Source organism: Nocardia sp. NRRL S-836 (genome assembly GCF_001279525.1).
Taxonomy (GTDB): Bacteria; Actinomycetota; Actinomycetes; order Mycobacteriales; family Pseudonocardiaceae; genus Lentzea.
Genome location: NZ_LGDY01000092.1, coordinates 120077 through 140105 on the forward strand (window position 1 = coordinate 120077; position 20029 = coordinate 140105).

The 20029-nt window shown below is 68.5% G+C and carries 18 protein-coding genes and 2 pseudogenes; 7 read left to right on the top strand and 13 right to left on the bottom strand.

The features are described 5' to 3' along the window. Positions 1 to 309: 309 nt before the first annotated feature. The 3 genes and pseudogenes from ADL03_RS15275 to ADL03_RS15280 all read right to left on the bottom strand — a co-directional run bounded on the left by ADL03_RS15275 (position 310) and on the right by ADL03_RS15280 (position 2975). Positions 310 to 1587 carry a helix-turn-helix domain-containing protein gene (locus tag ADL03_RS15275; protein ID WP_197288357.1) on the bottom strand — a complete coding sequence of 426 codons (1278 nt, stop codon included), beginning with the start codon at positions 1585 to 1587 and terminating at the stop codon, positions 310 to 312. 214 nt (positions 1588 to 1801) lie between these two features. After that, positions 1802 to 2224: pseudogene (locus ADL03_RS50780) on the bottom strand (DUF3558 family protein); the annotation flags it as partial. A gap of 220 nt (positions 2225 to 2444) precedes the next feature. Next, positions 2445 to 2975, bottom strand: coding sequence for a DUF3558 family protein (locus ADL03_RS15280; protein WP_053734114.1), 531 nt, complete (start codon positions 2973 to 2975; stop codon positions 2445 to 2447). A 225-nt stretch (positions 2976 to 3200) separates the two neighbouring features. Here ADL03_RS15280 and ADL03_RS49610 point away from each other — a divergent pair, with 225 nt between their 5' ends. Continuing rightward, on the top strand, positions 3201 to 3467 hold the full coding sequence (locus tag ADL03_RS49610; protein WP_231641907.1) for a hypothetical protein: 267 nt from the start codon (positions 3201 to 3203) through the stop codon (positions 3465 to 3467). Between the two features lie 12 nt (positions 3468 to 3479). On the opposite strand, the pseudogene ADL03_RS50785 reads toward ADL03_RS49610, so the two are convergent. From ADL03_RS50785 to ADL03_RS15320, 10 genes and pseudogenes are all read right to left on the bottom strand, one after another. Next, positions 3480 to 3716: pseudogene (locus ADL03_RS50785) on the bottom strand (hypothetical protein); the annotation flags it as partial. Continuing rightward, positions 3713 to 4627, bottom strand: coding sequence for a hypothetical protein (locus ADL03_RS48415; RefSeq protein WP_197288359.1), 915 nt, complete (start codon positions 4625 to 4627; stop codon positions 3713 to 3715). The gene ADL03_RS48415 and the pseudogene ADL03_RS50785, both read right to left, overlap by 4 nt. Continuing rightward, on the bottom strand, positions 4624 to 5340 hold the full coding sequence (locus ADL03_RS50790; RefSeq protein WP_369808978.1) for a thiamine pyrophosphate-dependent enzyme: 717 nt from the start codon (positions 5338 to 5340) through the stop codon (positions 4624 to 4626). The genes ADL03_RS48415 and ADL03_RS50790 overlap by 4 nt, the downstream gene beginning before the upstream one ends. Further along, a complete protein-coding gene (locus ADL03_RS15290) occupies positions 5337 to 6155 on the bottom strand; it encodes an SAM-dependent methyltransferase (RefSeq protein ID WP_053734116.1) in 819 nt (272 codons plus the stop codon). Before ADL03_RS15290 ends, ADL03_RS50790 begins: the two co-directional genes overlap by 4 nt. Beyond that, the gene (locus ADL03_RS15295; protein ID WP_053734117.1) at positions 6152 to 6583 is read right to left on the bottom strand and encodes a hypothetical protein; all 432 of its coding nucleotides are present in this window, start codon (positions 6581 to 6583) and stop codon (positions 6152 to 6154) included. Before ADL03_RS15295 ends, ADL03_RS15290 begins: the two co-directional genes overlap by 4 nt. A gap of 158 nt (positions 6584 to 6741) precedes the next feature. Next, entirely contained in the window at positions 6742 to 8343 is a 1602-nt protein-coding gene (gene mdlC / locus ADL03_RS15300; RefSeq protein WP_082373171.1) for a benzoylformate decarboxylase, read from the bottom strand. 28 nt (positions 8344 to 8371) lie between these two features. After that, on the bottom strand, positions 8372 to 9145 hold the full coding sequence (locus ADL03_RS15305) for an ABC transporter ATP-binding protein (RefSeq protein ID WP_053734118.1): 774 nt from the start codon (positions 9143 to 9145) through the stop codon (positions 8372 to 8374). Beyond that, entirely contained in the window at positions 9142 to 9960 is an 819-nt protein-coding gene (locus ADL03_RS15310; RefSeq protein ID WP_053734119.1) for an ABC transporter permease, read from the bottom strand. Before ADL03_RS15310 ends, ADL03_RS15305 begins: the two co-directional genes overlap by 4 nt. Then, positions 9957 to 10610 carry an ABC transporter permease gene (locus tag ADL03_RS15315; protein WP_197288360.1) on the bottom strand — a complete coding sequence of 218 codons (654 nt, stop codon included), beginning with the start codon at positions 10608 to 10610 and terminating at the stop codon, positions 9957 to 9959. The genes ADL03_RS15310 and ADL03_RS15315 overlap by 4 nt, the downstream gene beginning before the upstream one ends. Positions 10611 to 10732: 122 nt before the next feature. Continuing rightward, a complete protein-coding gene (locus ADL03_RS15320) occupies positions 10733 to 11656 on the bottom strand; it encodes an ABC transporter substrate-binding protein (RefSeq protein WP_197288361.1) in 924 nt (307 codons plus the stop codon). Between the two features lie 282 nt (positions 11657 to 11938). Between ADL03_RS15320 and ADL03_RS15325 the strand changes: the two genes are divergently transcribed. The 6 genes from ADL03_RS15325 (at position 11939) to ADL03_RS15350 (ending at position 20024) form a co-directional block, all read left to right on the top strand. Next, positions 11939 to 13273: a hypothetical protein gene (locus ADL03_RS15325; protein ID WP_053734122.1), complete on the top strand. Its 1335-nt coding sequence runs from the start codon at positions 11939 to 11941 to the stop codon at positions 13271 to 13273. Between the two features lie 26 nt (positions 13274 to 13299). Next, positions 13300 to 14184, top strand: a complete 885-nt coding sequence (locus tag ADL03_RS15330) for a phosphotransferase family protein (protein ID WP_053734123.1) — start codon at positions 13300 to 13302, stop codon at positions 14182 to 14184. A gap of 760 nt (positions 14185 to 14944) precedes the next feature. After that, positions 14945 to 17500 carry an ATP-binding protein gene (locus tag ADL03_RS15335; RefSeq protein ID WP_231641913.1) on the top strand — a complete coding sequence of 852 codons (2556 nt, stop codon included), beginning with the start codon at positions 14945 to 14947 and terminating at the stop codon, positions 17498 to 17500. Positions 17501 to 17606: 106 nt separating this feature from the next. Next, on the top strand, positions 17607 to 18038 hold the full coding sequence (locus ADL03_RS15340; protein WP_053734125.1) for a roadblock/LC7 domain-containing protein: 432 nt from the start codon (positions 17607 to 17609) through the stop codon (positions 18036 to 18038). Positions 18039 to 18681: 643 nt separating this feature from the next. Further along, entirely contained in the window at positions 18682 to 19512 is an 831-nt protein-coding gene (locus ADL03_RS15345; protein WP_157528691.1) for a hypothetical protein, read from the top strand. Beyond that, positions 19509 to 20024 carry a hypothetical protein gene (locus tag ADL03_RS15350; RefSeq protein ID WP_053734127.1) on the top strand — a complete coding sequence of 172 codons (516 nt, stop codon included), beginning with the start codon at positions 19509 to 19511 and terminating at the stop codon, positions 20022 to 20024. The genes ADL03_RS15345 and ADL03_RS15350 overlap by 4 nt, the downstream gene beginning before the upstream one ends. Positions 20025 to 20029: the final 5 nt, after the last annotated feature.

Below are 20029 nucleotides of genomic sequence, written 5' to 3' on the forward strand. Positions count from 1 at the left end.
GTGTGGGGAACATGACGGTTCGATCTGGGAATTCGTGATGGCGGGAGCTCGCTTGCTCTAGCAGCGCGTCATCACGACGGCGTTCTGGTGTCGGTCGCCGACGGCATGATCGGGAACGACTTGGACACCTCATGAACTGGCAGCCCGATAGGCGTGGTGTGGGCTCGCTGTCACGTGCACTGCTGGTGCCGCGTCGTATATGCGGTGCCACACCGGTCTTCGCGCAGCTGAGGCCGACGGGTTCAGCCCGATCACCTTCGTCGACGCCCTGCTGCAAGGCGGCTTCACCGACTCGGACTGGCCGGCCTATCAGTACCTGCTGAGCAACCGCGGTCCCGAGCGAAGGGTGCGATCCGAAACGTCGTCGCACGGTCGTGACCGGTCACTGTTCGGCCTGAAGGCGGTCGCCGCGGTCGGGGCGGTCGCCGCGGTCGGCTGTGCGCACCGTGTCTGGTCGATGCTCGCCGGGGATTTCTCCGCCGAGGCCGCGTTACGCGCCTGCAGCCGTTGTGCCCCTTCAATGGCCTGTGTGGTCGCTGCTGGGTTCATGCCGATCGCCTCGGCCAGTAGGCGCACGTCGTCGACGCTGGGCCGTTGCTTCCCGCGCAAGATCACGGACGCTTTGAAGTGGCTGAAGCCCGCGCGCCGGGCTGCTTCAGCGATGCTGATCCCGGCTGTTCTGTGGTGCGCGCGGAGTAGGGCGGCGAGCTTGTCGATGTCGCGTTGTGGAGGCCGCCGCCCCTTCCGCTCCTCGGAAGTTCGACGGCTCTGAGCTGCTTTCAGCTGACGCGCCAGTGTGAGAGCCCGCCCTGTAGTGGCGCGGTCCATGCCGAGGACGCGTGCGAGACAGAAGACGTCATCTACGCTGGCCTGCTGCTTCCCGTTCAAGATCGCGGACATTCTCCAACTGCTGAAGCCCGCGCGCCGGGCTGCTTCAGCGCGGCTGATCCCGGCTGCTTTGTGGTGTCCGCGGAGCAGGGCGGCGAGCTCGTCAAGATCGCGCTGGGCGTCTGGGTCGCGCTCGGCGAGAGGGGGCGGAGCCGGTGCCTGTCGCGTCAGGCCGCTGGCCGTCTGCAGCTGGCGTGCCAGGCTGAGGACGTGATCGCTCGCCGCTGGGTCCATGCCGATTGCCTTGGCTAGGAGGCGCACGTCGTCGACGCTGGGCCGTCGCCTTCCGTTCAAGATCGCGGAGGTCTTCGTGCGGCTGAAGCGTGTGCGGCGAGCCGCTTCACAGATGGTGATCCCGACCGTGCCGCTATGTTCGCGCAGTAGGGTGGCGAGCATGCCGAGATCACGTAGAGCGTCCGGGTCGGGCTGAGCGAGAGCGGGCTTCTGCCGCGCCCGGTCGCTGGCTGTCTGCAGCTGGTGTGCCAGGCCGAGGACGTGTGCGGTTGCCGCTGGGTCCATGCCGATTGCCTCGGCTATGAGGCGCACGTCATCGACGCTGGGCCGCAGCGTGCCCGCCTCGATCTTGAACATCTTCGTGAGGCTGAAGCGCGTGTGGCGAATCACTGCACCGCGCGGGATTCCGGCATCCTCTCGCCGCTGACGGATGTAGGCGCCGAGCTGGCCGAGAAGTCGGTTCACTTCTGCAGTACGGGCGGGAGGGGCCATGGATTGGTGCTCTTGTCCATTCGACTGTGCAGGTGTCGATCAGTACTGAGATCGCCGTGTGGTCACGGCAGCGTGGCGGCCACGAGCTCGGCCGACTTCGTGGCCAGCGCACAGGCCTTCGTGGTGTCGGTCGACGCGCCACCGGCGCTGGCCACGACCTGCACGCTGGACGCACGCTGGACGACGCGGTCACGGAGATGACGGCGTGGCAGAGGCCCGGTGCCTTCCCGGGCGCCGCCACGCTGAAGCCCTGGTGCTTCCCGAACCTGGCGGGCGTCTTCGTGTCGCCCGAGTAGTTCAGATCGTCGATCCCCCGTTTGGTGTCCAGGGCGATGGTGAGACCGCCGTTGCCGTTGCCGTCCCACTCGCAGGTCTGCGAGCCGGCGGTCTCGCGGGGCTGAGGGGCGGTGATGCCCAGGCCCGCTGCCTCGATTCTGGTGAGCAGCTCACAGGGCTTGAGACCGGCGAGCTCGGTATCGGTTGTCTGGCTGACGGCGGTCGCCGGCATAGGTTGGGTGGTGCCGGGCCGGTCCGCGCCACTCGTGTGCGCGCCCGAACATGCGGCGGCGAACAGGGCCAGGCCGATTAGGGCGATACGCATGCGGCTCATGAGTTCCTGTCAAATTGGTCATCGTGCCGGATCGGAATTCCGTGCAAGGCGTGTGCCACAGGGGACATTGGTTGTCCAATGTGGCCGGTGGCGGGTGTGGTGGTATTCGCCGCCGGTGGCGCTCGCCGCTTACCGACCGGCGCCACCGGCGGCCGGTCATGGACGCTTCATCTCGTTGGCTGGATCGGGCCACGAGTGGTGGCCTCACGGCTCGGCCTTGTCACGGCAGCTTCGCGGCAACCAGCTCGGCCGACTTCGTGGCCAGCTCGCAGGCCTTCGAGATGTTCGGGTCGAGCGAACCCGAACTGGCGGAGATCTGGATGCTCGACTTGGCCGTCACCACGATCAGCGCGTCACACGAGTCCTTCTCGCCGGGCACGATGAAGCCGTCGAACCTGCCGAACCTCACCGCGGTCTTGGTCTTCCTCTGGAAGTCGAGGTCCTCGGCGCCGCGCTGCGGTTCGACGTTGACGAGGATCCCGCCGTGCTTGTCGATCCACTCGCACGTCTTCGTCCCTGCCAGCTCACGCCCCTCCGGTGGTGCGATGAGCCCGATGGCCGAGGCCTCGCCACCGGAGATGAGCTGACAGGGCTCGACACCGGCCAGCTTTTGGTCGTCGGCAGAACTGGTCGTCGAGTTCGTCGGGTCCTTGCTCGTGGTGACCGGCGTGGCGACGCTGTTGGTGGTGCCGCCACCGCACGCGGCGGCGAACAGAACCAGTCCGGCGATGGCGAGGTGTGTGCGGTTCATGACTCCCTGTCAGAGCTTGTTCATCGCGCAGTGCACGCGGCGGATAGGTCTCGGTCGCGGTGTCGGGCTCGCTAGGGGCTGGTGGCGCCGTCCGGACCGGCCTGAGTCCGGTTGCGGCCGCACGCCCGGGACGAGTTCTCCGCACGCGGCCTCGCGCAGGTCCTCCGCGTGGCCGGGTTGGACGCATGGGACTGCGCGTGTGGAGCGAGCAGGATCGTGTAGTTCATGGTGACGCTCACATCGCTACCCTCAGGAGCGACAGCGCAACGCTTCGCGGACTGCCGCGAGAACATCAGTTCGCCGGGCATGCTCATATCGACGGCAGTTCTTCGCTTTCTGTCGCTCGAATGGCTACGGACAATGGCCCGGATGCTGGCGCTGCTTCTCAAGGTGGTCCTCAGTCGATTTCTCTCGCAGGGCGGCAACCTCGGGCGTATCGGCGACGACTATGCGTCGGTCGGAACCTCTTACCAGACGATTGGCTCCTATTAAGCGGGCCACGGCACGACTCACAGTCGATTCGCTCACCGCGAACATCTCGCAGACGTGGCGGTATTCGGGGATCCTGGCTCCGGGATCGAGGGTCGTCGCGATCAGCTGTTCCAGATACTCGACAATCTCGTGTACGGGAGCTTGCGTCGTCTTTGACGCGACGCCTGGGTTCCCGGCTGGTCCGCAGCCCATCGCAGCCAAGACAGAGGGGTTTGGTTCATCGCCCGGCCCGGAAGAGTCGAGTGTCATTGGCGACCGGTGTCTTTCGCTCGCGCTGGCGTCCTTTGTGCGAGTGATGCGGCCGGCATTGCGGTGCGGTATTCGCTTATTGACTCCTGTGCGAGCGTCTTGCCGCGATCGGTCAACCAGTAGTACTTGCGAGAAGTTTGTTTTCTGCTGTCCCTTTGTACGCGGCGCACCCATCCGTGACTGAAGAACTTACGAAGATCGCAAGCTACATCGCTGCGGTTAAGTTGTAGTGCGGTCGCAAGTTGCAGGGCGTAGTGTCCTGTGTGCGGGGTGCGCATCAACTCTTCGAGTATGGCAACGCGCGGCGGGGTCATCTTGATTCCGTCGCGTGATATTACCGCTGGTGCCGGTTGCGCTTCAGCGTACAGGCGCAACGCCTCTTCGACAGCTGACCGGCCAGTTTCGTTGAGGCTGTACAGATTCTGCTTTGTTGTTCTCGTCGCTTCCGTGTTGGTGACAGTGAGCCAGCCCCGCAGACGAAGCCTTGTCAAATGCCCGGCTACTGTGCTTGGTGGTGCATCTAGCCGCGTGGCAAGATCCATGGGCGAACGCGGACTGGGTTCACGCAGGAGTTCGACCATGAGCCTCCGGCGGCTCTCGCTGATCACCATCCGATGCTCGGCGCCCCACTCGCTACGTGCGCCAGCAGCGGTCAGGCGCCACAGTCGACCGCTGACGCTGGCTCCAGCGGACCCGGTCGTCTCCGGGTCGACGTAGAGCCACTGTGTCTCCTTGAAGAGACGCAGCAGGTTATGCACGGTACTGTCCGGCAGGCCGGATTGAGCGCGCACGTCGACGGACGTGCGCGCGAGTTCAGGCGCCTGCTGAAAAACCCCTATGAGGCGGGCACGTTCTTCTGTATACGCGGGTGCCGTCGTGGGGTAAATCCACACTCGCGTCTCTTTGATCATGATCTTGTGTGCTTTCGTGCGGAGGGTGCTGTGCGGCATCGGAGCACGGCACGGCAACGGGCGTGACGCGCCGCGCGCAGGCTTACGGCGCTGGCTCGTTGTCCCGAGGGCGGGCTAGTTGCAGGGCTACTCGGACCACGGTGGGGACGTTCGCGCCCAGTGCGGCTGTGAAGGCGCCGCGCAGCCGTGCGGAGGTGGTGACGTTGAAGGGATGGCAGTCCATGCTCTGTGCGAGCTGGACGTTGTCGAGGCTGTGGATGTCGAGTCCTGGGACATCCGGTGCGCCCGCGTCGTCGGGTGATCGGTGCCCGTTTCTCAACCGCGGTCCACAGGGTCTGTGGCCGGTACATCAGCGAGCCGTCGCCGACCAGTGCCACGACGGGCCGGGTGGGGGTGGCCAGTGCGGCGCCGATCGCGGCGGAGACCGCATAGCCCAGGCCGCCACCGGTGGTGAGGAACCCGGCGCGGGTGGACGTGATCGGGAGGTACTGGTGCATCAGGCCGCGGTGGCTGGTGATCTCCTCGACCACCCGGCGGACAGCTGCGCGAGCCACTTGCGGTCCACATCGGACACGCCCACCGAGGTGAGCGTGTCGTGAACTCGGTGCGCGCGTTCGGCTTTGCTCGTGGGGGTATGGCGCATCGGCAGTGGAGTTTGGTAGGTGACCACGGACTGAGCCCGCAGAACGCGGCACTCTGGCGTCTGGTGTCACTGGCGTCGTCCGACACCGGCGTACAGGCCGTCCTGCTCGCTATGGCCCGCGCCCGCCAGCCCGCTGCCGGGACGCCACGTCGAGGTGGTCACCAGGCCCGGCTCGACGAGCTGGTAGCCGGTGAACAGCGCCAGCACTTCTTCCCGCGTACGCGGGAAGATGCTGTCCCGCGAGGACTTCATCGTGCTGACGATCTGCTCGCCACGGATTGCGGTGAAGTCGTCGGTGAGGTGGGTGAGGCCAAGAAAGCTGCCGGGTGCCAGCGCGTCGCGGTAGCGGGCGAACACGCCCACAGGGTCGGCTTCGGGTGCGATGTAGTGGCCGATGGTGACGGCCAGCAGTCCGACCGGCTGGTCGAAGTCGAGCAGCCGGCGGGTCTGCTCGGCGGCGAGCACGTCCTCGGGGCGGGTGATGTCGGCGTCCACGATGTCGGCGTTGGTGTTGTCCGCCAGCAGTAGACGGCTGTGTGCGACCGCGATCGGTTCGTGGTCGACGTAGACGACCCGTGCGCCGGGCGCGGCGGCCTGGGCGATCTCGTGGACGTTGCCCACGGTCGGGATGCCCGAGCCCAGGTCGAGAAACTGGCGGACCCCGGCGTTGATCATGAACAGCACCGCCCGGCGCAGGAACGCCCGGTTCTCCCGCGCGATGCGCACCACGCCCGGCTGCGCTGCTTTCAGCTCTTCCGCCAGCTGACGGTCCACCGCGAAGTTGTGCCCCCCGCCGAGCAGGTGGTCGTAGACTCTGGCAGCACTGGGGATGTCCGGATTCACCTCGCGCGGCAGCTCGTCTGCTGCCTCGTCCCGGGCGGTCACCGGGCCCTCAGGCGGTGTGAGTCCTGGGCCTTGAGGAGTAGACCGAGGGCGACCTGCTGTGCAGAGGGGCCCGTCCGCCACAGGCCGATCACGTTGATACTCAGCGCGAGGGTGCCGGTGCCCAGCACGAGGATCGTCCCGACCGGTACCGCCGTCGCGACGTCCCAGATCCCGATACCGAGACAGGCGATGCCCAGCGGCATCAGCGCCGACGACGCCGTGCTCCAGCGGGCCCAGACACGCACGGCCCCGCACTTGCCGGCCAACGCGCGAGTCGCTTTCGACTGGGCGGGCCCGTCAAGCCGGGCCGCTGCGGCGATCAGCCCGGCGATGTCCGCCGCCGTCGCCGCAACAGCATCGGCTGCGCGGAGATGGACCGACGTCGTGTCGTGGTCATCGCTGCTTGGGATCGTGGCACCGTCGCTCATACTGTCCTTATCTTCCGAGTCGGGTCTGTTCTGTCGCAGCAACGGCGTTGCCTCGCCCGTTGCCCACTCTCGGCCGTCGAGGCGTACCGAAGTGTGGGAACAGTTCGCCGCTGAGGAGACTCACATGTCGCTGGGCGCTCCGCAGACGTAGGCCTGTGCTACTCGCGGTGCAGAGTCCGGAGCGGCTGACGGCATGACTCCATGTCGACATGAACCAGCACCGGGGCATCGGCGTCCAGTGCGGCCGTCACAGCGCTACGCAGCCACCTGAAGTCCGCGACGGTGATGGCGTGACAGCCCATGCTCTGGGCCAACCGGACGAAGTCAACGCCGGCGATGTCGAGGCCGGGAACGCCTTGTGCTTGCGCGTCGTGCGCCATGGTGTGCAGGGCGCCGTATCCGCCGTTGTCCAGCACGATGATGGCGATCGGTGTTCGCTGTTGAACGGCGTTCCACAGGGCCTGTGGCCGGTACATCAGCGAGCCGTCGCCGACCAGTGCCACCACGGGGCGGAAGGGCGCGGCCAGCGCGGCTCCGACCGCGGCGGAGACCGAGTAGCCGAGCACGCCGCTGCCGGTGCTGAGGAATCCGGCGTGCAGGGACGTGATCGGAAGATACCGGTGCATGTCGCTGCGGTGGCCGGGGACCTCCTCGACGATCACCGCGTTGTCAGGCAGCAGTTCGGCGAGCGTGGCGAGTACCTGCGCGGCCGTGATGCCGCCGCTGCCGGGCGCCGGTGATGGCGTCGTGGAACGCCGGGGTGGTGCGGGCAGCTTCTTGCGGGGTGCAGTCGAGGTGATCAGACCGGCGATGCCGAGCGCGGGGCTGGTGTGGATGCCGATGCTGCCCGCAGGTGTGCGGGACAGCACCGCGGGGTCGTCGCTGAGCACGAACAGGGGCGGCAGCGCCTGCTGTGCCGGGCTGTGCACGTGATAGGTGAACGCGGGCGCGCCGAGCACGACGACCAGGTCGTAGCCGGCCAGTGCCGCGGTCAGCGGGCCCGGCGAGGCGGGCAGGTGCCCGGCGAAGCGCGGGTGGTTTTCGGGGAAGCTGCAGCGGTGCGACATCGGTGCGGCCCACACGTCGGGGCCCAGCCGGTCGACGAGGCTGACCAGTGTCGGCACGGCGCCGTCCTGGTCGACCGCGGCACCGACGACGAAGGCGGTGTGCGCGCTGCGGCCGAGCGCGTCGACGAGGCTCTGGAGGGCGGCCGGGTTCGGGGCGCAGGGCGCGGGCCGGAACCGGTCGCCCACCGGTGCCGTCGGCTCGTTCCAGTCGTCGGCCGGCACCGACACCAGCACGGGCCCGTGCGGGGGCTGGGTCGCGATCTGCACCGCGCGCGCGAGGGCCTCGGGTACGTCCTGGGCGCGCGCGGGCTGGCAGGTCCATTTGAGATAGTCGCCGCCGAGGCCGGCCGGGTCCAGGTTGGCCAGGAACGGGTCGTGGGGCAGCAATGGCCTGGCCTGCTGGCCGGCCAGCAGCACGATCGGTGCCCGGTTGTGGTGGGCGGTGATGATGCTGCCCATCGCGTTGCCCAGCCCGGCGGCGGAGTGCAGGTTCACCAGAGCGGGAAGCCCGGTGATCTGGGTGTACCCGTCCGCCATCGCCACGGCGACGCCCTCTTCGAGGGCGTGCACGTACTGGAAGTCCTCCGGCCACTGCTGGAGGAATCCGAGTTCGGTCGAGCCGGGGTTGCCAAACACGGTGGTCATGTCCTGGGCGCGCAGGAACTCGCGGACGGCGTCGCGGACGGTGTGCACGGGTGCTTCTCCTCGGGATGTGTTCGGCTCAGGCCGGTGCGTCGGCGCGGCGCAGCGCGGCGGCGAGTTCGGCGCGCAGGGTGACGAAGGCGGCGCAGGCGCGGGTGTCGATCTGGTGGCGTGGTGAGGGCAGGTCCACGGTGAGCGTGGTGTGGACGGTGGTGGCGGGGCCGGGGGAGAGGATCAGGACGCGGTCGCCGAGGTACACGGCCTCGTCGAGGTCGTGGGTGACCAGCACGGTGGTCACGGCGTGCTGGGCGCGGATGCGCAGCAGGAGGTCCTCGAGCTCGAAGCGGGTCTGCGCGTCGACGGAGGCGAACGGCTCGTCCAGCAGCAGAATGGAGGGCCGGGTCGCGAATGCGCGGGCCAGCGCCACCCGCTGCTGCATGCCGCCGGAGAGCCGGGCGGGCCACTTGCGGTCCACATCGGACAGACCTACGGAGGCGAGCGCGTCATGGACACGTTGGGCGCGTTCAGTCTTGCCCAGTGGGGTGTCACGCAGCGGCAGTGCGACGGTGTCGGCGACGCGCAACCATGGCGGCAGTGAGCGGTGGTAGTCCTGCAGCACGACGGCGATGCCGCGGCCGTGCTCGGCGACCGGGTGGCCGGCGGCCTCGATGCGGCCGCGCGCCGGTGGCACGAGGCCGGCGAGGATGCGCAGCAGGGTGGTTTTGCCGCAGCCGGACGGGCCGACCACGCACAGCATCTCGCCTTCGGCGACGGTGAAGGACACGTCGTCCAGCACGGTGTGTGTGCCGTAGGTGTGGCCGACGCCGGTCACGGTCAGCGCGGGAGTGGTCATCGGGCCGGTCCTCGCCGCGCGGCGTCGTGGTGCTGCCAGGCGAGCAGGCGGCGCTGGGCGCGCTGCAGCAGCAGGTGCAGGGTGTAGCCCAGCGCGCCGATCAGGCAGATCCAGGCCCACATCTGCGCCATGGCGAAGGTGCTGCGGGCGAGGTTGAGCCGGTAGCCGATGCCGCTGGTGCTGCCCACGAGCTCGGAGATGACCATGAGGATCAGCGCGATGGCCAGGCTGATCTGCAGGCCGGCGAAAATCCGCGGTGCGGCGGCGGGGATGACGATCCAGATGATCCACCGCGGCCGGCTCAGCCGGAACGCGCGCATGGTGTCGGTGAGCTCCGGGGTGACACCGCGGGCACCGTCGATGGTGTGCAGCAGCACCGGCCAGATCACTCCGGTGATGATCGTGACCACCTCCATGGTGGGCGTCAGGCCGAAGGTGACCAGGAAGACCGGCACAAGCAGGGGCTGCGGCACCGCGCGGGCGAGGGTGATCGGCACACGGGCGTAGGCCAGCGCGGCAGGGCAGCGACCCAGCCACAACCCGAGGGCCACGCCGAGCAGTCCGGCCCCGGCCCAGCCGCCGAGCATCCGGGCCAGGCTCGGCACGATGTCGTCGGTGACCGTGTCGCCCAGCCACAGCCGTGACGGCGGGCCGGACAGCCACAGCTGCCCGGCCGCCTGGGCGATCCGCGCCGGAGTGGGGAAGTAGGGGTGCCCGGCCGCGGCGGTGACGAGCTGCCACACCGCGATCCAGCCCGCGGCCAAGGCCACCGGCCGCAGCGCGGCGAGCCACCGGACGCCCCAGGGAAGCTTCATGCGATGGCACCTCGCGAAGCCCAAGGCATCCACCGCTGCTGCGCGGCGATCAGCGCGAGGTCGACCGCGGCGTTCGCGGCGGCGGCCAGCACGGCCACGGCGAGCACGAGGTCCATCCGACCGGCCGAGGAGCCCCACAAGTAGGCGGCCTGGCCGATCCCGACGGTGCCGCCCACGAGGAACTCGGTACCGACCAGCACGATCAACGCGATCGCGGCAGACAGGCGGACGCCGGTCAGCACGAACGGCGCGATGCTGGGCAGCACGTGCCACAGCAGCCGCCGTCGCCGGGGGATGCGAAAGATCCGGGTGATGTCGACCAGGCGGGGCTCGATCTCGTCGAGCGCATGCACGGTGGTGATCAGGATCGGCCAGGTCGCCGCGAAGGCCGCCAGACTGATCTTGGTCTGGGCGTCGCTGCCCAGCAGCACGATCGCCAGCGGTATCAGCGCGACGCTGGGCAGCGGCCGCAGGAACTCCACCAGCGGCTGCAGCACCCGCCGCAACAGCGGCAGGTAACCCAGCAGCAGGCCGAGCGTCACGCCGAGCACCGTCGCGCTCGTGATCGCGATCAGCCAGGACAAGCCGGTGGACACCGCGTCGCGCAGGAACTCCCGGTCTGTCACCAGATCGCCCAGCGCGAGCGCCACCCTGCCGGGCGGGGGAACGAAAGCGCGGTCGACCAGTCCTGATCGACTCAGGGCCTCCCAGACGGCCAGGGCACCGGCCAGGCCGGTCCCGGCGCGAAGCACGGCGGCAGCGGTCATCGGATCTAGCCCGCGGCCGGCACGATGAGCTGATCGGCACGCAAGTCCTTGCCGGCCAGTGTTCCGTGCACGCGCATCAGCTCGATCACCCGCTGCAGCCGGGTGGGATCGAGCGAGGTCGGGAACCGGCCCAGCGACAGCGACGGCACCGACTCCGCGGACACCTTCGTCAGGTCCGGCAACACCTCGGCCAGCGCGCGGCGGTCGGTGTCGGCGAGCTGGTTGGCCTGCTTCATCGCGCGCTGGAACGCCGCGACCGTCTTCGGGTTGTTCTGGGTGAACTTCGTCTGCGCGACGTAGCCACTCAACGCCATGTCCGCGGTCGGCCCGGTGATCAGCGGCAGGACCGGTTTCGCGCCGAGCTCCTGCCCGGCACGCGTGATGTAGGGCTCCACGAGCACGCCGGCGTGGATCTGGCCACTGGAGAGCGCGGCCTGGATCTCCGGGAACTTCACCGGCACGTACAACGCCGCGCCAGGCTCCAGCCCGTTGACCCGCAGCAGCTCACGCAACAGCAACTCGTTGATGTTGCCACTGGCGTGCACCGAGACTTTCTTGCCCACCAAGTCCTTTGGCTCGCGGATGTTCGCCTCGGGCTTGGCCACGAGCACCAGCGAGTCCGGCGTGCCCTGGTAGGCGTCGAACACGATCCGGCCGTCGATCGCCCCACCCGCCGCAGCCTGGAAAAAGCTGACGTAGTTGATCAGGCAGATGTCCAGTGAACCGCCACGGACCGCGTCCAACGCCTCAGGACCCGACCCGTACGTCTTCACCTCGACGCCGAGGCCCTCCTGCTGGAAGAAGCCCCGCTTCTCGGCCAGGCGCACCGGCGCGTTGTCCACAGTGGCCAGGATGCCGATCCGGATCGGGTTCTTCTCCAGGCCCCCCTGCGGCGCGGAATGCGAGTCCGAGGCGGATGTCCCATTCAACAGACCGCAGGCACCCACGCTCAGCATCATGACCACCGCGGCCAACGCCCCGGCCAGCCTGCGGCGATGGCCACGGGAACGCAGTGAACCCGGCACGTCGAACCAACCCCCTCGAAACAACGACGCATGACAGACCGTGATCATCGCGAAGTCATAGGCAGCTGCGGAAGCCCGAGCAGAGGAGCATTTTTGGGGGGCATTTTCGTCTGCCCCCTTGCGTGCACCGTCTGACGCGCTACGTTATGTGACCGTTTAAATACACGCGTACGAAAGAGCCGGACAATGCCCGAGTCGCCCCTTCAGGCCGCGCGCATGCGGACACCCTCGGAGGTGAAACCCGGCGAGCGGATGGGAAGAGCTGAGCTCACCGCGCTCGTCAACCGGTACATCCACGAGCACTACCCGGAAGGCGGCCGCGCCCACCTGCTCGGACCGAAAGATCTCGGCCGGTTGGAGCGTCAGACCGTGCGATGGCCGCACGCCGTGCGCCGTGAGGCTTTGCGTGCCGTTCTGGGCGCCGAGCGCGACGCCGACCTCGGGTTCCTTCCTCGTAGCCAGCGCAGAGCCCACGACGACGCCGCCGCACACAGTGTCGTCATGGCAGGCAGCGCCAGTCACTCTCCAGCCCGTGTTGGCGACACGCTGCACGTTCCGGCCACCGCGCAACGCCTGCCGACGGAGGAACTGCCTGCTGTAGTCAGCCCCCACGACATCAGGGAAATTCGTGAGGCCGCCGACCTGTTTCGGCTTTTCGACGCCAGCAGCGGTGGCGGTGTGCTGCGCCAGGCGGCGCTCGACCGGGTCCACTTTGCCGCGCGCTTGCTCGATGTCCCCTGTCCGGACAAGTACCGCAGGGACTTGTACTCAGCGGTAGGGCGGCTGGCACAGATAACGGCGTTCATGAAATTCGACGCGAAAGAGTATGACGACGCCACCAAGCTGCTCATGTTCAGCAAGGACTGCGCGCAGGAGGTGGACGACTGGAGTCTGCGCGCCAGCATCTACACCTTGATGGCGCGCCAGGCGTTCTGGAGGGGTGACGCCGAGACGGCACGCACCCACATCGAGTACGCCCAGGTACGCCTGGATCAGATCACGCCAACCGAGCGGGCGGTGGTGTTCGCCGTTTACGCGCGGGCGCTGGCCAAGTTGGGTCGGGTCCGGGAAACCCTCGAGGCGGTGGCCAAGGCCGATGAGGCTTTCGGTGCTGCCACGGGCGACGTCGGCTACGCCGCTTACTACGACATGGCCGAGCATCACGGCGAAACCGGGCACGCCCTATCGGACCTGGCCGGGCACGGTGTCGGCGGCGTCGAGGCCGTGAGACGGCTGACCACCGCCATCACTCTTCACGCGGAGCAATATGCCAGGGCGCGCGCCTTCTGCCGGCTGCGGCTGGCGGGCATGCTGCTGGCCACCGGCGAGCTGGAGGAGGGTGCTGCTGTGGGCATCTCGGCCGTCGAGGACGCGGCGCGCATCCGGTCGGCCCGTATCGATGGCACCGTGCTGGACCTGCGCAGGGTCGCGGGGCGGCGCATCGGTAACCCTGACGTGGCCGAACTGCACGGACGGATCCGCACGCTCGTGCCCGTCGACGCGAACGGATCGGCGCGTTAGAGGATCGGCGCACTAGTCTTGGCCCAGTGAATGCGGACACCTTGCGCCCTGTCGTGCTGGCTGCGGCCGCCCATGCGGGAGCCAGCGGCGACGACGCGCATCTCATCCGGCTGGGCCACAACGCAATCTACCGACTACGCAGGTCGGTGATCGCCCGTATTGCCCGAGTCGACCGGCTCGCGGTAGCCCGCAAGGAGATCGACGTCGCCCGCTGGCTGACCAGCATGGGGTTACGTGCGGTGCGGCCGATCGACGACATCGACCAGCCGATCATGGTCCGGGGGCATGCGGTCACCTTCTGGCATGAGCTGCCGCCGCACGACAACGCCAATCGTGTTGAACTCGCAACGGTTTTGCGCGCGCTGCATGCGCTGCCCGGTCCTGACTTCGAACTGCCGAGACTGAACCCGTTCGAGGGACTCGCCGATGTCATCGACAGCGCGAGAGGCACAACCGACGATGACCGGGACTTCCTCCGCGGCCGCCTGGTCGAGCTGCGGGCCAGGTACACGGCGCTGCCCGCCGGTCGGCCGCAGTGCGTGGTGCACGGCGACGCCTGGCCGGGAAACATCGCACGAATTCAGGACGGCTCTTTGCTTGTATTGGACCTCGAGCAGGTCGCCATTGGACCACCCGAGTGGGACCTGCTGCACACCGCCATCAGCCGCTCGACTGTAGGCGGGGTGCCTGAACGGGAGTACCAGGAATTCTGCCGCATGTACGGGCTCGACGTGACCCAGTGGCAGGGTTATCCGGTGCTACGCGATATTCGCGAGCTCCGCTTGGCCCTGTTCGCTGTCCAGATCGCCTCCGATGATCCCCGCCAGCAGCAGCAGGCCAGGCACCGGATCGCCTGCATCCGTGGCGATCTCGGTCCCCGGCCGTGGTCAGGCTGGACCACGGTCCCATGACCGACCTCGAACTCGGTCACACCTGATATCTCGTCCCGCAGAGCGACTCCGAATACACAGCTGCAGGCAGATCCGGCCTGGGCGCCGTGCGCGAGCCGGCGTCCAGCGTGCCGTGTGCTCTGTGCCGGAAAACGGTGACATCATCTATGTCGCAGACGATAGCTTCGCGCCTGAATAGGGCCGTCGCATGCGCCGCCAGCTATCTGCCCTGATAGCTGCGGTCAACCAGGGCCGGGGTCGCAGTAGCGATGACGCTCAGGCGTTGAAGACATGCCTGACCTTCGTGTCTGTGCAGATCACGCGCCTCTAGCAGCATTTACGCAGTCCGTCATGCTCTCGATCGTCGCCACCCGTACAGTACCGGCGGGCGTGATGTCTCTGCCGAGGGGGCATCTATAGATGCCCCGCTAAAGTGATCCCTGCTCAGGCCTTTCTTTCTTGCTCCTGTCGCTTCAAGATCCTTCGTGTCATCAACGGCAGAGATTACGAGCATGCAATATGTCGCTCGTATGGCGACGGGCCAGTAGGGATCACACTTCGGCATGAAGGACATAATCTCGGCGTGCGATCGCGCCCTTTCCAGTCCCGCGGAGCACCAGGTAAGGCCAGGTGTCCTGCCGCAGGCACGCTCGTACGGTCGGCGTGACCGGCTCGCACACACGCAGCCCGACTCAGACCGCGGCGGGGTTGGCTGATCATGGGCTCACACCGGCCGCCGACGATTTCTCACTGGAGAGTGCGTACCAAGCTTCTCGTGGCCATGGTGCCGCTGGCTCTCGCTGTGCTCGGGCTGGCCGGCGACCGGATCGTGGTGCAAGAGAATACCTATGGCGAGCTTGTCAGCGCCCAGCACGCTCTTGAGGTGTGCGCGCGTGGCTGGGAAGTGACCGACGCGCTGCAGGCCGAACGCAGTGCCGTCATGAGTTTCATCCACGGTGGCCGCAGGGACATCGCCTCGCTGGTGGAGGCTGCGCGGCGGGTCGACACGGCGCGTGAGGCTTTGCGTGCGGCCGTCCGTGAGCCTGAGCAGCTGAACGCGGCCATGGCGGCCAGTGCCGACAAGGCGTTGACCGAGCTGGACGGGCTGGACGAGCTGCGTCGAACGGTGCAGCAGACGCGGTACCCGGATGTCTCCGCGCTCGCGCGCTATGGCCAGATCCTGGACGGGCTCGTGCGGCTGGGCGGCACCACGGCCGACAGTGTCAGCACCCTGCCTGTGGGCTCCGACGTCGCCGCACTGCAGTCCCTTGGTACTGCGCAGGAACATCTGGCCACGCAGACCGCGATCCTGCTCGCCGCCGCTTCCAGCCGTGATCTTCCGCCGCAACAAGCCAGCCTGCTCCGGGCGGCCCAGGCCCGGTTCGACGCCGCGGTCGGCGAGTTCAACGCCGCCGCGGGACCGGAACTGCGGCAGCGCTACCAGGACATGGTCAGCGGGACGGAAGTCGACGAGCGCAACCGGCTGGTTCAGCTGGCTCTCGTGCAGTCCGGCGCGAACCGGCCGATCACGGTGGACGCCGCTGCCGCCGCACGCACCGGCCAGGCCACGGCCGACCGCATTACCGCAGTCCGCAACGAGGTCGCTGCCGATGCCGTGACCACAACCGATGCCCTTGCTACCGCCGCGCGGCTGACGACCGTGGCTGTCAGCGTGGGGATCGTCGCGGTGCTGCTCGTCGCGTTCGCGGTCGCCGTGCTGGTGGCCCGCACCATCCTGCGGCCGTTGCGGGTCCTGCGCCGCACCGCCCTACGCGTTGCCGAGCACGACCTGCCCGACGCGATCGAACGCATTCTCGAGGCCCCGGATCCCCTTGCCGTGGTCGACACCGCGATCCCGGCAGTGCCGATCCACACTCGCGAGGAGATCGGCGAGGTGGCCCGCGCGTTCGAGCTCGTTCACACCGTGGGCGTGCAGCTCGCCGCCCGGCACGCTGTCCTGCGTGACGGCGTCAACGCCGGGCTCGTCAATCTCGCCCGGCGCCCGCAGGCCTTGATCGAACGCCAACTCGGCGTGATCGACGTGCTGGAACGCGACGAGCAGGATCCCGACCGGCTCGCGAAACTGTTCGAACTGGACCATCTGGCCACCCGCATGCGCCGCAACTCCGAAAACCTCCTGGTGCTCTACGGTACGGGGCAGGGCATCCGGATGATGACTCGTCCGGTGACGGTGCACGACGTGTTCCATGCCGCAGTCTCCGAAGTCGAGCACTACACCCGCGTGGCTACCGAGGTGAAAGCCGAGGTGGCGGTCCTCGGACACGTCGTCAAGGACCTCGTGCATCTGCTGGCGGAACTGCTCGACAACGCCACCGGCATGTCCGAGCCGACGACGAAGATCATGCTCCGCGGCGCCCTCGACCGTGCGGGAAACCTCGTCGTCGAGGTCAGCGACGCCGGCGTCGGCATGAACGAGGACCAGATCAAGCAGTACAACCGCCAGCTGGCCGCGCCGCCCGACTTGGACGTCCGGACGGCCAAACACATGGGCCTGCACGTGGTCGGCCGCCTCGCGCAGCGACACGGCATCACCGTCGCCGTGCGGGCCAACCACGACCTCGCCAGGGGCATCACCGCCACAGTCGCAGTACCGGCCACCCTGCTCACCACGCCAGAGCCACCCGCAGCACCCGCTCAGCCGACACTCGTCGCGGCTGCGCACGATGCAGACCTCTTCCAGCCCCGTGAGCACGGTGAGCACGCCCCGCCTGCGACCGAGGCGCACACCGCCCTGCTGCCCAGGTCGGCGGCACCGGCACGGCGCGCTGGGGCAGAACACGCCGCTGCTGCCGCAGCCACACCGGCCGACCGCCCTGCCGGCGATGGCGACCCCGCCACCGAGCGACTCGAGCCGATGCAGCAGCTGTCCGGCTGGTTCACCGACGGCCAAGACACCGACTCGCAACCAGCCCACACGCACGACGCGCGGGCGCAGGCGACCGGCACCGCTGTCGCACAGCCCCGCGGCAGTGACAACGCACTGGCCGTGCTGACACGGTCGCGCAAGGCGATCCGCGGATCGACCATCACCACCTCGGGCCCGCCAGCAGACCCCGGATGGGACGCGGCAGCGAACAGCATCCTGGCCGCTGCCACCCCCGCAGGGCAGCCGACCGACGGTCTGCCCAAGCGCGTCCCCAGGGCCAGCCGCGTGCCCGATTCACCACTCGCGTCGATCACCGCGGCCAGGCCGACGGTCGATCCGAACCGAACGTGGGAGCGCCTGTCACGGCTTCAACGCGGCGTGCGACGAGGCCGCGAGGAAGCGGGCAGATCGACGACCGGCATCGCGACCACGGAGGCAACCGACAGATGAGCACAGCAGCCGGCAGCACGGCAGGTGCCGACTGGGACTGGCCACCCGACGACCTCATCACCCGCGTGCCGATGACCGGCATCACCTTCAGGGACGTGACCGGCCGATGAGCACAGCAGCCAACAGCAGGGCCGGTGCCGACTGGGACTGGCCACTCAACGACTTCGTCACCCGCACCGCCAAGGTGTCGCATGCCGTCGTCGTCAGCGCGGACGGCCTGCTCCTGGCCCGATCAGAGCGCCTACCGGACGATCGTGCCGATCAGCTGGCCGCGGTGATCTCCGGCGTGATGAGCCTCGCCGAAGGCGCGGCGAAATGCTTCAACGCAGGCAAGACCCGCCTGTGCGTGATCGAGATGGAGCGCGGCTTCCTGCTGGTGAACTCCGTCGCCGACGGCAGCAGCATCGGCGTGCTCGCAGGCCCCGACGCCGAGCTGGAGGTCGTCGCCTACGAGATCGAGAAGCTGGTGAGTCTGTTCGGCAAGCACCTCACGCCGGACGTGCGCGCCACGCCACCCGAGGCTGGAGCACCAGCGTGAGACTCGGCAGCGGTCTCCCAGCGAAGAGTGTGTCGGCTGCAGGCTCCGGGGCGGGCAAGCCCGAGACGGTCCCCGCCGGCGCGGCCCCGGCGGTCCGAGGCGGCCGCCTCACCAACCTGGCAACGGTCCAGGACCCCTCCCGTGCCCGCGCCCGCGACACCACCACAGCCAGATGCTCCGCCGGCCAGGGGAACCAGGCCTCAGCCGCTGCGGCGGTCACGTCCTGGCATCGGAGGACCGCCGTCGCCAGCCAGGGGCCGACGCAGCCACACGATCGGACCGCCCGCCCCCCGAGGTCGAGGCGGTCGCCGCGCACCGACGACGCACCGGAGCAGCCGTGCCTGGTGCACCGCGGTCGCGGCAGCCGGGTGGCGGGGCGATCCCCCGATCCCCCTTCGCACCGCCACCCGGTCCCACACGTCCCAGCACATCCACCATGCGAGACAAGACGTCCACATGAGCACCGACTTCCGCACACCGGCGGACCCCGCCGGGCCGCCACGGACGCGCAGCGTCCCAGGCCTTCTTGTTGTGGCACAGGGAATCCGGCTCAACCCCATCGGTGCCTACGGTCCCAGGGCACCGGCGTGGAAGGCGCCCCGGAGATCGCCGGTGCCGTCGGCCTCGCTGCGCGGTGAACGACATGCCCGACAACACGACCCACACCGACCTCCTCATCAAGCACGTCGGCGCGGGCGAACCTGCCCTGCTCAAGCTGGCATCCCTGGTCATCGCGCTCAAGTTTCAGGAGCTCGAGGTCATCGCCCGGCTGATCGATGATCCCAAGCAGCGCGGCTGGATCATGCATAGCTACATCGCAATGTGGGGCGAGCACGCGGCGCAGTACGGCGAAACTCAGATCGCCTACAGCCTCTTCGGCGGCAACGGGGGCACCCAGACGACAACGCTGCCCAAGGCAGCGGCGATCTGGCTGCACTACGACCACCCCGACGGCGCGCCCCCGCCGCTGCCGGCCAACTACGAGGCACAACTCGCCGAGGACTGCGGCGAGTACGCGAGCGGATTGGCTGAGCTCGACGCGCTGATCGGCCAACACCAGCCGCGCAATCGCGGACCGCACCACCGCCTGGGATTCCTTGCCGCGGCGCAGGCGGGGCAAGGACACGGAATCACCCTGCTGCGGCACCACATCGCTGTCCTCGACGGCAGCCAGCTCGGCGCCTACCTCGTTGCCACTGACGAACACGCCCGCGACCTGTGCAAGCGGTACGGCTTCGAGCCCCTCGACCAAGTGCTGGAACCGCCCAGCACCATCGGTTTCAGTCCGTCTCGCGTCATGTTCCCGATGTGGCGCGACCCGCGCCCACCACAACCGGACTCCGACCACACCGGCGAGCCGGAATGGCCGGAGTGGCGCATGGCGGCGCCGCAGTGCGCCACCGGCCTTCCGGCACCGCAGCACCGGCCCACCGCCGTCACGCTCAACTGCCTATGGAACAGGACCACCAGATGACCAACCTGCGAGCCGCCCTCATCGCGGCCGCGACCACAGCGGCGCTGACCACCTTCGCCGCGTCGACGAGCACCGCTCCTGGTGGCCCGTCGGAGTACCCCGCGCCACCCACGCGGCCCATGGTGACCCCGTTGGTGCACAAGTCGCACATCAACCCCGCCCAGCACAGGGCAGGGGCAGTCAGCGCGCCGGGCGTGATGATGCCGATGACCGCGGCCGCCTGGCCCACGATGTCGTACCTCGTGCGCACCGCACGCGACACACCGCTCATGCGGTTGACCGGCGCGGGTGCACTCAGCCTCACCTGGATGATCGCAAGGGTAGGGCCGAATTGCAGCCTCGTGCTCGGGGACGCGTCCGGCTCCACGCCGGCCGGCGTCACGCTTGCGCAGTGCTCCGCCGACGTGATCGGCGGGGCGCGGGGAGCCTGGACCGGGTCCATCCGCCCCGCCGACCACCCCGCCATCAGGCATGGCGACTCCCACGAACCAGTCGGCACCTGCAGGTGGTGAGCCGC

Excerpts from the sequence above, each read along its gene's own strand:
- ADL03_RS15280 (WP_053734114.1), bottom strand. The coding sequence starts at position 2,975 with ATGAACCGCACACACCTCGCCATCGCCGGACTGGTTCTGTTCGCCGCC.
- ADL03_RS49610 (WP_231641907.1), top strand. The coding sequence starts at position 3,201 with ATGGTGACGCTCACATCGCTACCCTCAGGAGCGACAGCGCAACGCTTC.
- ADL03_RS48415 (WP_197288359.1), bottom strand. The coding sequence starts at position 4,627 with ATGATCAAAGAGACGCGAGTGTGGATTTACCCCACGACGGCACCCGCG.
- ADL03_RS15295 (WP_053734117.1), bottom strand. The coding sequence starts at position 6,583 with ATGAGCGACGGTGCCACGATCCCAAGCAGCGATGACCACGACACGACG.
- ADL03_RS15305 (WP_053734118.1), bottom strand. The coding sequence starts at position 9,145 with ATGACCACTCCCGCGCTGACCGTGACCGGCGTCGGCCACACCTACGGC.
- ADL03_RS15310 (WP_053734119.1), bottom strand. The coding sequence starts at position 9,960 with ATGAAGCTTCCCTGGGGCGTCCGGTGGCTCGCCGCGCTGCGGCCGGTG.
- ADL03_RS15325 (WP_053734122.1), top strand. The coding sequence starts at position 11,939 with ATGCCCGAGTCGCCCCTTCAGGCCGCGCGCATGCGGACACCCTCGGAG.
- ADL03_RS15335 (WP_231641913.1), top strand. The coding sequence starts at position 14,945 with ATGGTGCCGCTGGCTCTCGCTGTGCTCGGGCTGGCCGGCGACCGGATC.
- ADL03_RS15340 (WP_053734125.1), top strand. The coding sequence starts at position 17,607 with ATGAGCACAGCAGCCAACAGCAGGGCCGGTGCCGACTGGGACTGGCCA.
- ADL03_RS15345 (WP_157528691.1), top strand. The coding sequence starts at position 18,682 with ATGCCCGACAACACGACCCACACCGACCTCCTCATCAAGCACGTCGGC.
- ADL03_RS15350 (WP_053734127.1), top strand. The coding sequence starts at position 19,509 with ATGACCAACCTGCGAGCCGCCCTCATCGCGGCCGCGACCACAGCGGCG.